14 protein-coding genes and 1 riboswitch are annotated in these 13,024 nt (G+C 40.0%); of the genes, 3 read left to right on the top strand and 11 right to left on the bottom strand.

Annotated elements, in window-relative coordinates:
* The first annotated feature begins 90 nt into the window (after positions 1–90).
* On the top strand, positions 91–960 hold the full coding sequence (locus tag NCY30_RS08280; protein ID WP_044920383.1) for an AraC family transcriptional regulator: 870 nt from the start codon (positions 91–93) through the stop codon (positions 958–960).
* A gap of 53 nt (positions 961–1,013) precedes the next feature.
* On the opposite strand, the gene NCY30_RS08275 is transcribed toward NCY30_RS08280, so the two are convergent.
* On the bottom strand, positions 1,014–2,822 hold the full coding sequence (locus tag NCY30_RS08275) for a Na/Pi cotransporter family protein (protein WP_055303093.1): 1,809 nt from the start codon (positions 2,820–2,822) through the stop codon (positions 1,014–1,016).
* 291 nt (positions 2,823–3,113) lie between these two features.
* On the opposite strand from NCY30_RS08275, the gene NCY30_RS08270 reads away from it, so the two are divergent.
* Entirely contained in the window at positions 3,114–4,535 is a 1,422-nt protein-coding gene (locus tag NCY30_RS08270; RefSeq protein ID WP_173791566.1) for a DUF512 domain-containing protein, read from the top strand.
* A gap of 110 nt (positions 4,536–4,645) precedes the next feature.
* On the opposite strand, the gene NCY30_RS08265 is transcribed toward NCY30_RS08270, so the two are convergent.
* From NCY30_RS08265 to NCY30_RS08245, 7 genes are all read right to left on the bottom strand, one after another.
* On the bottom strand, positions 4,646–5,536 hold the full coding sequence (locus NCY30_RS08265; protein ID WP_006428424.1) for a cation diffusion facilitator family transporter: 891 nt from the start codon (positions 5,534–5,536) through the stop codon (positions 4,646–4,648).
* 124 nt (positions 5,537–5,660) lie between these two features.
* A riboswitch (NiCo riboswitch) is annotated at positions 5,661–5,787 on the bottom strand.
* A 251-nt stretch (positions 5,788–6,038) separates the two neighbouring features.
* Positions 6,039–7,163, bottom strand: coding sequence for a tyrosine-type recombinase/integrase (locus tag NCY30_RS08260; RefSeq protein ID WP_195369659.1), 1,125 nt, complete (start codon positions 7,161–7,163; stop codon positions 6,039–6,041).
* A gap of 150 nt (positions 7,164–7,313) precedes the next feature.
* Entirely contained in the window at positions 7,314–7,790 is a 477-nt protein-coding gene (locus tag NCY30_RS08255) for a hypothetical protein (RefSeq protein WP_195369660.1), read from the bottom strand.
* Positions 7,791–7,822: 32 nt separating this feature from the next.
* The gene (locus NCY30_RS08250; protein WP_195369661.1) at positions 7,823–8,095 is read right to left on the bottom strand and encodes a hypothetical protein; all 273 of its coding nucleotides are present in this window, start codon (positions 8,093–8,095) and stop codon (positions 7,823–7,825) included.
* Positions 8,096–8,097: 2 nt separating this feature from the next.
* The gene (locus tag NCY30_RS15090) at positions 8,098–8,226 is read right to left on the bottom strand and encodes a hypothetical protein (protein WP_270210596.1); all 129 of its coding nucleotides are present in this window, start codon (positions 8,224–8,226) and stop codon (positions 8,098–8,100) included.
* Between the two features lie 14 nt (positions 8,227–8,240).
* On the bottom strand, positions 8,241–8,363 hold the full coding sequence (locus tag NCY30_RS15085; RefSeq protein WP_279327659.1) for a hypothetical protein: 123 nt from the start codon (positions 8,361–8,363) through the stop codon (positions 8,241–8,243).
* A gap of 17 nt (positions 8,364–8,380) precedes the next feature.
* Complete coding sequence (locus NCY30_RS08245) at positions 8,381–8,704, bottom strand: hypothetical protein (protein ID WP_195369662.1); 324 nt, start codon at positions 8,702–8,704, stop codon at positions 8,381–8,383.
* A 316-nt stretch (positions 8,705–9,020) separates the two neighbouring features.
* On the opposite strand from NCY30_RS08245, the gene NCY30_RS08240 reads away from it, so the two are divergent.
* The gene (locus NCY30_RS08240; protein WP_195369663.1) at positions 9,021–9,254 is read left to right on the top strand and encodes a helix-turn-helix domain-containing protein; all 234 of its coding nucleotides are present in this window, start codon (positions 9,021–9,023) and stop codon (positions 9,252–9,254) included.
* Positions 9,255–9,420: 166 nt separating this feature from the next.
* Here the strand turns inward: NCY30_RS08240 and NCY30_RS15350 are convergent, their stop codons facing one another.
* The 3 genes from NCY30_RS15350 to NCY30_RS08225 form a co-directional block, all read right to left on the bottom strand.
* The gene (locus NCY30_RS15350) at positions 9,421–9,495 is read right to left on the bottom strand and encodes a putative holin-like toxin (protein ID WP_226850502.1); all 75 of its coding nucleotides are present in this window, start codon (positions 9,493–9,495) and stop codon (positions 9,421–9,423) included.
* A 160-nt stretch (positions 9,496–9,655) separates the two neighbouring features.
* Positions 9,656–9,967, bottom strand: a complete 312-nt coding sequence (locus NCY30_RS08230) for a hypothetical protein (protein ID WP_195369664.1) — start codon at positions 9,965–9,967, stop codon at positions 9,656–9,658.
* Positions 9,968–9,971: 4 nt separating this feature from the next.
* The gene (locus NCY30_RS08225) at positions 9,972–13,004 is read right to left on the bottom strand and encodes a hypothetical protein (protein WP_250818621.1); all 3,033 of its coding nucleotides are present in this window, start codon (positions 13,002–13,004) and stop codon (positions 9,972–9,974) included.
* Positions 13,005–13,024: the final 20 nt, after the last annotated feature.

Raw genomic sequence — 13,024 nt, 5'->3', positions numbered from 1 at the left:
TGCATCATAGTAGTAAAAAGTAATACAATACTATCAAATATACAACTTTTTGATCATCCCAATTACTTCAGAAAGGACTTATACACATCCATGAACACACTTACCTATGAAAACCTCCATGAAACTAAAAAACACGTCAGCATCCAGTTTCCATACAATACCTATCTGTGCTCCATCCCGCTGGACTTCACGCAGGTTCCGCTTCACTGGCATAACGACGTGGAGATCATTGTAATAAAAAAAGGCTGCGGCATCATTTCTGTTGATACCAAGCCCAGAGTTGTAAAAGCCGGCGACATCGTCCTTGTCCGTCCGGGCCAGCTTCACTCCATCTCCCAACATGGGAAAGACTGTATGGAATATGAAAATATCCTGTTCCAGACCAGTCTTTTATATTCTGCGGATTCCGATCCCCGGACAGTTGGATATTTCCAGCCATATTTTTCACTAGAATATGAACTTCCATGGCTCTTTGACGATACCTGTTTCTTCCATGAAGCACTTTCTTCCTGTATTGATGCGATCGATGATCTCTGCAGCAAAAGACCTGATTATTACGAATTATCGGTAAAAGGGCATCTGTTTCATTTCTTTTACCTGTTATTCTCTTCTCAGGGAACACCGGTCACTTTCAACCGGGATAAATCTCTGGATAAGGTAAAACAGATTGTGTCCTACATTGAATCACATTATACAGAACCGATTACCGTTCAAAGTACCGCTGATTATCTGGGCTTTTCCGAATCTCATTTTATGAAATTCTTCAAGCAGCATCTGCACACAACATTCACCAGCTATCTGAATGGCTACCGGCTTACCATTGCCGCCAGGCTTCTGCTCACGGAAGATGACAGCATCCTGTCCATCTCGGAACGCACAGGATTCAATAACCTGTCCTATTTTAACCGGCTGTTCAAAAAAGAATATCAGATGTCACCAAGAGCATACAGGAATCGCTAAATAACCAGTAATATAGAAAAGAGGCCGCATATAAGCGGCCCTTTTATGAAATCCTACTCAACCTCTTCCGGTTCCATACTTCTCATATGTTCCCCGTCTTTTTTAATCTCATATTTCTGATTATATTCATTCAGATATGTTTTATATTCAGAACTGTCAGAAGGATATACCTTCGAATCATGGATATGTGTATCCATATTCTCTTTGTCACTGTTCATAAGTGCAACCATCGCACTTGCACAGTGAGCTGCAATACGGTTAAAACTGTTCAGGATATCCGTAAATACAGTTCCTTCTTCCAGACCACATCCACCACTGCTCATACGTTCCACATGACGCATCTTCAGTTCATCACAAAGTGTTGTAATAACCATACCAAGCGGTGCTACTCTCTGCGCCATCTCTTTATCATTCTCAAGGAATGCCTTGCATGTAAGATTGATTTCTTCACGTACTGCTTCCATAACAACATTCAGTTCGTCCCATGCATCTTCTGAGAACTGTGTCTTATTCTCATGCATATCACTGGACATATATGCAATATAAGAAGCATGATCTCCGATACGTTCAAAGTCATTGATCGTATGCAGATAAAGTGAAACCTGTCTTGTCTGTGCTGTATTCATCTCATGCTTTGTCAGCTTGATCAGATAATCGCCCAGGCGGCTTTCATATTTGTCGATCAGGTCTTCTTTTCTCTGAACCTTGTCAAACTTGCTCTGCTGATACTCATTCAGAAGGTTCATTGCACGGTTGACATTCTTACGAAGCTTCTTCGCCATGCCACTCATTGCTCTGTGACACTGTCCGATTGCCAGTGCTGGATAATCCAGAAGACGTTCTTCCAGAAGATCGAAATCCGCTTCGTCTTCCAGTTCTTCTGCGCTGTCTTTTACCAGCCAGCATACCAGCTTCTCAAGTTTATTAATAAACGGAAACAGAATACATACCGTTACCAGACGGAACACGGTGTTCAACAGGGCAATCGATACCGGCGACATAATATTATCCAGAAAATCAAAATGGACAAATGCATTGATCGTATAGAATCCGATCGACCAGATCAACATTCCGAAGGTATCATTTAATAAATACACAAGTGCGGTTCTCTTACCATTCTTATTTGCTCCGATCGCTGAGACCAGTACCGGACAGGATGCTCCTACACCGATACCAAGAATAATCGGAAATGCACTGGAAAATGTAAGGATTCCTGTTACCGATAAAGCCTGCAATACACCAACGGTAGCAGATGCGCTCTGCAGGACAGCCGTAAATGCAACACCTACCAGGATACCTGCGATTGGATTCGAGAACATCGTCAGCATATCAATAAATACTTTACTCTCTCTTAATGGTGTAACCGCACCACTCATTGTCTGCATGCCTGTCATCAGAATTGCAAAACCAAGCATGATATTACCGATGTTCTTGTGTGTCGTTCTTTTACAGATCATCCGCATGATCGTACCAATTACCGCCACGACAGCCGCTATCGTTGCAGAAGATAAAATCTTTGCAATACCATTCGATCCTTCAATATAGGAAAGACATAAGATCCATCCGGTGATACTGGTACCGATATTGGCTCCCATGATGATACCGATCGCCTGTTTCAGTTTCATCATACCGGAGTTAACAAAACCGATGACCATAACGGTTGTTGCGGAAGATGACTGAATGACACTGGTCACTCCTGTTCCAAGTGCTACTCCTTTGAGCGGTGTGTTTGTCATTTTGTAAAGGAATGCTTCCAGTTTATTACCGGCAACCTGTTTCAGCCCATCTCCCATAAGGGACATTCCGAACAGAAACAAAGCAACTCCACTTAACAATGACAATACCATAGAAAATATTTCCATAATTTTCTCCTTTGTTGTCAGCTTATTTTACGCTTACTTAACATTCTTTTAAAATATTCTTAACCTTTTCTTTTTTATTATGTCACGTTAAACGTTTGATTACAATCGTATATTTGTCAGAAATCACATTTTTTCACATCCCGTAGAAAAATGAATCCCGTCAATTCCTCTTTTTTCATCAATTTATCCAAAAATTACGTTCTGATTTTATAATTCTTACCTTGCACTCAGACTGAGAATAAGCTATCATTTTGTCTATATGGGTAAATGTTTATACGGAGGAATATATTTGTGAGAAAAAAGGAACAGGAACACCTGATACAGACCGTCTATCCGGGTTCTATTGCTGAAGAACTGGAAATCGAACCCGGCGATGTACTGTTAAAAATAAACGGACAGAAAATTGAGGATGTCTTTGATTATCGTTATCTGATGAAAGATGAATATGTCGAAGTCCTGATCCGCAAGCCTTCCGGGGAAGAATGGCTTTTGGAAATCGATAAAGAGTACGACGATGAACTTGGAGTTGAATTCGAGAATGGACTGATGAGTGAATACCGCTCCTGCAGTAATAAATGTATGTTCTGCTTCATCGACCAGATGCCTCCGGGCATGCGTGAGACTCTGTATTTTAAGGATGATGACTCCCGTCTTTCATTTCTGCAGGGAAATTATATCACCATGACAAATATGAAGCAGGCAGATATTGACCGCATCATCCATATGCAGCTCGCACCGATCAATATCTCTGTACAGACAACCAATCCGGAGCTCCGCTGTAAGATGCTGCATAACCGTTTTGCCGGAGAAAAGCTAAAATTTCTGCAGGATCTGTATGAAGCACATATTGAGATGAACGGTCAGATCGTATTATGTAAAGGCGTAAATGACAAAGATGAATTAAAACGTTCCATTGAGGATCTTTCCAGCTATCTTCCTTTTATGAGAAGTGTATCCGTTGTACCTGCCGGACTTACAAAATACCGTGAAGGTCTCTATCCGCTGGAACTCTTTTCAAAAGAAGAAGCCGGTGAAGTCATTGATATGATTGAAAGCTATCAGCCAAAATTCTATGAAGAATATGGTCTGCACTTCATACAGGCAAGTGATGAATGGTATATTCTTGCCGAACGTGATTTTCCGGAAGAAGAACGCTATGATGGATATATCCAGCTGGAAAACGGAGTTGGCATGATGCGTCTTTTAAAGACAGAATTCCATGACGCTCTGGAAGCACTGAAGCAGAATGACAACTATGAGACCTGGAAAAATGAGACCTGCCGTACACTTACCATTGCAACAGGCAAGCTTGCCTACAGTACCCTTGCCGGATTCGCAGAGGAGATCATGAAAGCATTCCCATATATTAAGATCAATGTATTTGCGATCCGCAATGATTTCTTTGGCGAGACTGTTACCGTATCCGGTCTGATCACCGGTCAGGATCTCAAAGCCCAGCTTCTGGAAAAGAAAGCCTCCGGCACCGATCTTGGTGACACCCTTCTTATCACATGCAATATGTTAAGAAGCGGAGAACAGGTATTTCTGGACGATATAACGGTACAGGAACTGGAAGATGCATTAGATATGACTCTGGTCGCCGTAGAAAACCAGGGACAGGAACTTATCGAAGCCATGCTCAATCATCACTATACAATGCAGCGTGACAATGATACAGACAGCTTTGTATACGTAAAAGGTTATAACTCATAGCACAAACGAAAACATACTTTCATTAGCAGGATTAAATTTTTCAGACAACACCAACAAAGAAAAAATACCGCAGCTTTTTCAAAATTTGAAAGCTGCGGTATTTTTTTCCATTATGCCGGATTTACATGAATCATAATATGCTTTGTATTCGGAAACTTCTTTTCTACATTGTCGTGCACATCCTCTGCAATTGCATGCGCATCTTTCAACGAAAGTGTTCCATCTACTGCAATCTCTGCATCGATATACACCTTGTTGCCGAACATTCTCGTTCTTAACAGATCCAGTCTTTCTACTCCCCGGCTCTTTCTGATATAGTCTGCCAGTTTCTCTTCATATTCTTCACTGCATGAAGTATCCAGCATCTTATCCAGTGCATCTTTGAAAATATCAAATGCTACTTTCAGGATAAAAATACAGATAACTACACTTGCCAGCGGATCCAGCACAGGAAATCCAAACATTGCACCACCTATACCAATCAGTGAACCAACGGAAGAAAATGCATCTGATCTGTGATGCCATGCATCTGCCATGAATGCTGCGGAATCTAGAATCTTCGCATAATGTCTGGTATACCAGAACATCCCCTCTTTTGTAAGAATCGACACGATAGCTGCCACAAGTGCGATTGTTCCCGGTGCCTGCAAATGACTGTAATCACCGGCTATGATCGTCTTCACACCACTCATTCCAATACCAATACCCGTTGCAAGAAGAATGGCTGCAAGCACCATCGATGCTACACATTCCAATCTGTCATGACCGTATGGATGTTCGCTGTCCGCCGATTTCTTAGATAATTTTACCCCGAGAAATGCAATGAATGTGGCAAACACATCCGATAATGAATGAACCGCATCGGATATCATGGCTCCCGAATGTCCGATAATTCCTGCCAGCAGTTTGAACGCTGTCAGAATGACATTTCCAAGAATTCCCACGGTTGATAAATGATTGATCATTTTCTGTTCATTTAATTGTTGTTTTTGACTTGTCATAAGATAACCTCCATTTTTAATAATGTCATGTCTCCTATGGCACCTAAGGTGAGACTACTGTTCCTCCGTATTCTATTTACAAGACTGCTTTTTGCAAAAAAATACACCTGTGGAACTTTCTACTTACTGTCCCACAGATGTATGATATATCGTCTCATCTGCTGCCGGTAATCGACCGGCCCGGCATGCACATCATTTTTCTCGATTTTATTCTTATAAAAAATGAATGTAGCCTGATCAGTTTGTACTGTTATCCCTTATCCGTATTGGATATATTCAGTGCAAAGAGATTCTATATATAATATTCGATTTTCATGAAAAAGTCAACTGCTTTTTCCGGTTTTCATTCTCTTTATAACCTCTTAAGCTCTTCTTAACATATTATCTGTTTATCATTGTTCACTGAGTACCGTTAATGCCCGAAAATAAAGACTTTTTCCACTTTATCTATTTATCATTGTTCACTGAGTGTCATGCAATTTTGGACAAATTTTGGACAAAATTAAAATGCATTTGCAATCGACAGCATTTCTTTTTGCTTCGTATCTTCCATAACATGACTATATAGATCCATCGTGATTGCTAATGAACTATGTCCCATAATCGTTTTTAATACCTGGGGCGGCATTCCCTCTTCTATCGCACGTGTTGCAAATGTATGCCGGAACACGTGCGGCGTAATATCCGGGAACTCTTTTCCATCCTGTCTGATTTTCTTTATAACTTGTCTGATTTCATATTTAATAGTATCCTCTTTTAGCGGATCACCTTTTTCATCGCAAAACAGGTATCCATTAATATTTGTCACTTTAAATCCCCAGAAGTGTCTTTGCGCTTCTATGTATTTGATCATATCCGGCGTTAATGGAATGTCTCTGATAGATGTTTTCGTCTTCGGTGTATCTTCTACCATTCCAACACCTGTAATAGTTTTCATTGTATGCCGGATATGCATCACATTATTTTTACGGTCAATATCTGAATACTTTAATGCTCTTATTTCTCCATTTCTCAATCCAGTACGTAATAGAATCGCAAATAAATTGTATAAATAGCTGTCCTTAGCATACTCCATAAACAACGTTTGCTGTTCTCTTGTCAGTGCTATTCTCTCTTTCTTTGCCTTGGTTTTCTTCGGTATTTCCGCACCCTCAGCCACATTTTCACCGATTAGTTTTCTTTTCTTCGCTGCTGCCAAACTTCCATGTACAATACAGGAGATAACCACCATTGTTGATTTACTGTAGTTGCGTTTCTTCTGGATACGCTTATACATCTTCTCGATGATATCCAATGTCAAATCTTGCAACTGTATTCTTCCGATTTCATCTTTAATAGCTGAATCGTACATATCTGTGTAAGTCTGCCATGTACCTCTCTTTCGATAGACCTTTACATTATCTTCAAGCCATTCCTGCATCCATTCATCGAAAGTCATATTCTTCCGGGCGATGTACTGACCGTGTTCTACCTGGTACCTTGTCTCTGTCATTTTCTTCTGCGTCTCAGTTATATTCTTCCCATGTACAATATAGGTTTCACCTTTATACATGAAACGTCCCTCAAAGCCATCACTCCGCTGTCTGATTCCTTTCGGAAGCTTTCTTCCTCTCTTATCAACTGCCATGTACTTCTCCTTTCCAAAACATCCGACATTTACCTTTATAGAATAGGGCTATGAGCCTTTAACCGCCTATCACAGTCCTCTTTATTACCTCTACATAGTTTTTATACATAGCATACTATCTAAAGCTTAAAACTGAATCTATGAACCTCTCTATTCTTCTGCTGCCAGTTTTCTTACAAACGCATAGATCATATTAATTGCTTTCTCTGCCTCGATACCCTCTACCGTCTTAACAATGAATTTCTTCTTGCTCTCCATCTCCTGTGTATGAGTTTCTCCGGCTGAATCTGTGTTACTATCTCCGGCCGGCTCCTCTTCCGTAATATCATCAGTATCCAATGTATCTATGGTCTTGGCCAGCTTCTGTTCGAATCCTCTCACGTAATCATGAGCAATTGAAGAGTTCTGATAAATCCGATTACGGTTCATCATAAACAATGCCCCGTCATTTACTGATTTTCCTACAATATCGGAATTCTCCTGTACTACTTCCAACGTATAGAGAACCTTATCAAGATCCATTAATATTCCAGAAAGCTCTCCGATTGCTTCTGTCTCTCTTCGCTTCATATCTCTGATGATTTCGGTTGCCATTGTTGTTCCTGTTGTGTTTTCTTTTTTACTCATATCTGTATTCTCCTTATCTTCCTGTAAATGCTTTACTTATTAGTCTCTTTCACCTTTGTTGCTTGCTTCTGTTCTTCTACATTTTTGTATGTTACTGCAATAAAAAATCCCTCTTTGGTTAAATATTCCATTGTAAAATCTCCGATTCCATAAGCATTCTGATATCTGGAATCTGCTCTGTCTGCAAATTCAACAGCCCCACTTCCCAGTAGTCTTATCGCTTCGCTTTTTGGAATCACATCCTTATTACCGATAAGACATGAATTTTTATCAAATAGTGCTGTTGCTGTTAATTTATTCATCATTTTTATTCCCACTCCTTCAAAAAAGTTTTTATGAATGTACGCAAATACTTGATCGTGTCTGTATCTTCTATGTTTTCAATCATTTGTCGCAATTCTTCTTTATACTCCGTCACTTCTTTATTCTGCTTCATGCTCTCACCGCCCTTTATTTTTCTTTCAAATGTGTCACGTATATATGTATCAGCTTCAACCACTGCAGATTATTGCTTTCTTGCACCTTTTTAACGATGGCATCCTTGTACCATTCCGTTTTTTTATTCTCTTCCATCTTCTTACCACCTTTTCTCATACAATTGCCTGTACCTGTGATTTTCCAAAGAACCGGGCGTTATATACTACTCCATCACCTTTAGAACCCCAGATGAGCGAACATCCAAACAATGCTCTTGAGCCGTGTATTACTTCATATCCAAGCTTTTTCCACCCAGACCATGTATTTGTATCCTCGGTGATTCCTAATGCCTTTTTGCTCACCTCAATGCGTTTAGCGTTGACTTCTTCCGCTTTTGCTGACAGCCATGCCCTGTGAAGTGCTTCACTAAATTTGATATTGTATTTTCGGTAAATCTCCCATGCTTTCAACATAATCTTGCTAAGATTGTATTTCATCTTTCCGGCAACTCCTTTCTTATAAGTCTTAGAAAGCTTCCGATCAAGTCATCTTCCTGACTATTGCTAAACACCCGGGTCGCTCACAGGTATATGGACTTTGATTTCACATCTTTTCTGGATGTTCGTTTACTTTCCTTTAACTTGATTTCATTATACTCTTTATGCCGTGTATGTTCAATTGACACGCTTTACAAATATACATCTTTTAAAGAGCATATTTTTAGTAATTTTATACATTGCAAGCCGTGTATGATTAATATATAATTATGATAAAATAAAGGAGAATCATGTCTATTGGTTCAGAAAGGAAATTATGGGAAAAATTGTTTACACCAAACTATTAAATATGTTGGACACTCAAGGCCTCACCACTTACAAAATCCGTAAAGAGAAAATCATTTCCGAAAGCACATTACAAAATATAAGAAATGGGAAACGAATCACAACAGACTCAATAGCTGCTTTATGCGAAGCATTAAACTGCCAACCCGGTGATCTTTTGGAATATATACCAGACACCGAAGCAACAGAACGAGATACTGAATAGTCAAATATTTTGGGATAATAAAAAAGATAGTAATTTTCTGATCTGCTTGAATCTATTTATCAGATATGCTATATTTAAGACACAAGAGGGAAACCGCAAGCGGCTACCCTTGAATTATTGAACTAACTAAACTATGTAGTCGTCAACTATTCGCGGTAGTTGGCGGCTATCTTCGTTTTCCCTTGAAAATCTCATAACAAAGACTTACAAGGGCAACAATGAATATACAAAACTGAATCATGTCAGAATATGTAACCATCGCATCGCCCTCCTTTCTTTCGTCTGGAGGGTGTTTTTATCCCTCCGAAGTTGGAGGGTAGCCGCCTGCTTTTGGTTTCCCTGTCCGTATCATATCACAGCATTACCAAACAGGCAACTATATTACTCCCATTAGTATAATTCTATTCTTCCATCTCTATATCACGCATCAGCAACAATCGTTCCACTGTTTCAAGTGTTTTTCTCCTGTATCCTTGAAAATCCTTTCTCTGCATCGGGATCCAGTGCTTTTTATATATCACCTCATAACCGATACCCAGTTTCAAACACGTAAATAGCTCTGCTGCTATGTCCTCATTGGTCAAGACTGCTGCCCGTAAAAGCAATACTAAGTCTTCGCCCCTTGCTTCTTTGCAGAATTTCACAAGCTTATCAACCTCTATGTGATTGATTCCATAATCCGACATATATCTGCCTCTTACTCCTTGTTCCATTTACCTACCTCCCAAGTTCGAATACATTCTGTCCGTTGGACATCTGCATCTCTTTTGCTGTATTAATAAGCCGTTCAAGTACAGTACGGCTGTCCAGATTTACCACAAGTTTTATCATTCCTGTACCTTTACCGCTTTCTTCACTTACGATTTTTCTTAACAGATTTTCCGGCATCTCCAAGTTGTTTCCTCTTGTCTGGTCACCAAGAACCGCCAAGAACGGATTTCCGGCCGGAATAACTGCGCCCTGTGCAAGGTAAGGAACCCTCCTGAAGTTCGCATGAGAAAGATTGATTCCTTTACCACCGATACCTGGAACCCAATCCGGCACCTTAATATGATTCAATCCATCAATCAGATTATTAATCGCTTTGACAATCGTCTGTCCCATTGCATTAAACAAAGCAATAACCTCATTGACTGGGGTTTTGAATATCGAAAAAACCAAATTAGCAACTCCACGTAATATACCCAAAACTCCTTTTAGTGCCATATCTATATTTCCTGTAAATGCTCCTTTTAAGAATGTAATGAATCCAGAACATATCTGCTTTATACTGTTAAAAATACCTTTTACGGTACTTAATAAAACTTCTATTCCCTCTCCCAATACTCCGAGTTGAGCATTCCAATCAACGGAAAATACTCCTTTTATCCAGTCCATAAGTTTCGACATTGCAGCTTTAAGCTGATCCCAGTGAGTGATTATTAATACAATAGCTGCAACAGCTAACGCAATGGCAATAGGTATTACATTTGAAGCAACTGCAAATCTATCGAAAGCCGTAACGATCATAGAAATTGCTCCAGATAATCCCCCGGCACCAGTGAATACGCCTATAAGACTTGTAATGGCACTTCTTATTCCAAGTACAAGAGGTGATATCTTCGATGATACAAAGGCTCCAAGCAGTGCAGCTCCAATGGCATCTATAATCCATTGATGCTCTCCGAGAAAATCAAACAAACCCGCAAGTAGATTAATAAGGAACGGAAGTCCATTTTCTATCAAGAACTTAAGCATTGGTAAAATGATATTCGTATACAGTCTTTCTAAGAAACTTCCAATAGCTTCTATCAGCGGTGACATAGATTCAAACAGATTCTTAATCGAATTAAGTAACGGGTAAAAGTCCAAAGATCCCGCCCACTGAGCCGTATCCCACACAAGACGATTGATGATATCAAGTACCTTTTGGAAAGCATCTGCTATAGCCTGTATAATGGCCGTTCCTACGGCGTTTTTATTCCAAGCTATATCTAATTGCCTTGCGATATTCCCGACCGTTGTAAGCAGTCCCTGTGCGATCTGTAACATGGTAGACAGTATCTGTGTGCCTGTACCATTCGTCCAGACTTCCAACATACTACTGCCGACACTCTTTGCCAGTGCTCCAAGCTCCGACAATGCATACTTAGCAGCATCAATCGTGTTCTTTCCCTCACGTTCCCACGCTTCTTTAAATGGTTGGAATATCTGCCCCAGTACATCCTTGATTTTTTCAAAAATCGGCGGTGCATCTATCGGAACTTCTTCAAACATTTTGCTGATCGGTGTTCCGTTTACATCAGATCCAGACGGTGTTGTGTCGGTATCCTTATTTGTTGTGTACCGATTAATTTCATCGAGCGGTGACAGGTAGTCTTTCGCTGCTTTTGTGGCTTTCTTCGTAGACTTGGCGGTCTTGTCCAGACTGGCAGCATAATTTTTTTGTACTGCCAGTGCCTTTGTGTATGTTTTATTCCCGGCAAGATACCCGAAAAACATCCCTACATAAGTTATGGCTGTGCTGATAAGGTCAATGAATCGTGACAGTATCGGTGTGATAACGGTTAGTATCGGATTGAAAGCTGTAGCAAGTGAATTTTGTAATCTGATAAGGCTTCCCCACAAAACAGATAAACAACTATTGGTTCCGTTAGAATACTGAGCCAAGTTATCAAATCCGGCCTTGATTCCACTCATTACTCCCGAAAACGCCCGCATTACAATGTTCATTAGTAAGCCTGTTTTTATCATCCGTGACATACTAAATCTTGCGTTATCAACTGATTTTTCGGTCTTTTTCATATTTCCGGCAATCTTTCCACCGGCTACTCCAAATCTCCCCTCTTCTTTTGTTGTCTTTTTTAATTCATCCTGATATTTCCTAAGCGTTTCGTTAATCTTCGCTATACGTCTTGTGTTCGAATCAAATTCTTTATATCCACTTCCAATACCCGCAGATTTCAGTTCGTTCTGTCTTGCTTGTAATCTCTCTAATTCACTATTAAGATTTACGATTCTCTTACTTCCGACTTTTGCATTATCACCGATAGCCTTTAGCCGATTTGCTTCTACGGCTGCTTCAACTTCTTTCGCCCTTGTTTCTTCAAGTTTTCCATTAATTTCCGCAATTTTCCGTTCGTTTTTTCGTTCGTTTTCTAACAACTTATTCAGATAAGAATTATGGGCATCCGTTATTGATTGGTACGATGTATGCAGTTGTTTCTGCATATCGGAAAGTTTTTTCTCGGCAGCAGTCAGCTTTTCCATATCCGCTTGCGCTTCTTTAGTATTTACGCCAGAAATAAAAGCTTTCCCTGATGCCTCCAGATCATCAAGTTCTAACTTTGCATACTTGATTGTGTTCGCAAGCTCATCTATGTCATACTGCATTTTCTTATATGATGTGCTATTGACCTTTCCACCTGTAGCTCCGAAACGTTCTTTTGCATCGTTAAGTCGATTGAGCTTTTCCTGTGCTTGTTCAATCTGTGCTGTTATCTCTTTGTATTCCGTAGTCGGAATCCGTTGATTCGCATAAGCAGCTACCTTTTGCCGTAAGGATTCTACTTTTTGTTCCTGCGTACTGTACTCATCATTTAGCTTCACAAAAGAATCTATCTGGTTATTAAGAGTCTTTTTTACATTACTTCCCAATGTATTTACTCTGTCTGCTGCCCGATGCACTCCCGCTTCAATTTCTGCGGTACCCGCCTTTATGCCATCAGTTCTGATTTTTGTGTTAATAACAATACTTCCATCTTCTGTCATGTATCGTCCTTTCTACCGCT

This window comes from Dorea sp. MB18-49 (genome assembly GCF_023669465.1).
Classification (GTDB): Bacteria; Bacillota; Clostridia; order Lachnospirales; family Lachnospiraceae; genus Dorea_A; species Dorea_A longicatena.
Note: the sequence above shows the minus strand (reverse complement) of the source record. Positions and strands in the feature narration are given on the sequence as shown.

Coding starts and splice junctions, on each gene's coding strand:
- NCY30_RS08280 (WP_044920383.1), top strand. CDS start 91: ATGAACACACTTACCTATGAAAACCTCCATGAAACTAAAAAACACGTC.
- NCY30_RS08275 (WP_055303093.1), bottom strand. CDS start 2,822: ATGGAAATATTTTCTATGGTATTGTCATTGTTAAGTGGAGTTGCTTTG.
- NCY30_RS08265 (WP_006428424.1), bottom strand. CDS start 5,536: ATGACAAGTCAAAAACAACAATTAAATGAACAGAAAATGATCAATCAT.
- NCY30_RS08260 (WP_195369659.1), bottom strand. CDS start 7,163: ATGGCAGTTGATAAGAGAGGAAGAAAGCTTCCGAAAGGAATCAGACAG.
- NCY30_RS08255 (WP_195369660.1), bottom strand. CDS start 7,790: ATGAGTAAAAAAGAAAACACAACAGGAACAACAATGGCAACCGAAATC.
- NCY30_RS08250 (WP_195369661.1), bottom strand. CDS start 8,095: ATGATGAATAAATTAACAGCAACAGCACTATTTGATAAAAATTCATGT.
- NCY30_RS15090 (WP_270210596.1), bottom strand. CDS start 8,226: ATGAAGCAGAATAAAGAAGTGACGGAGTATAAAGAAGAATTGCGACAA.
- NCY30_RS15085 (WP_279327659.1), bottom strand. CDS start 8,363: ATGGAAGAGAATAAAAAAACGGAATGGTACAAGGATGCCATCGTTAAA.
- NCY30_RS08245 (WP_195369662.1), bottom strand. CDS start 8,704: ATGAAATACAATCTTAGCAAGATTATGTTGAAAGCATGGGAGATTTAC.
- NCY30_RS08240 (WP_195369663.1), top strand. CDS start 9,021: ATGGGAAAAATTGTTTACACCAAACTATTAAATATGTTGGACACTCAA.
- NCY30_RS08230 (WP_195369664.1), bottom strand. CDS start 9,967: ATGGAACAAGGAGTAAGAGGCAGATATATGTCGGATTATGGAATCAAT.
- NCY30_RS08225 (WP_250818621.1), bottom strand. CDS start 13,004: ATGACAGAAGATGGAAGTATTGTTATTAACACAAAAATCAGAACTGAT.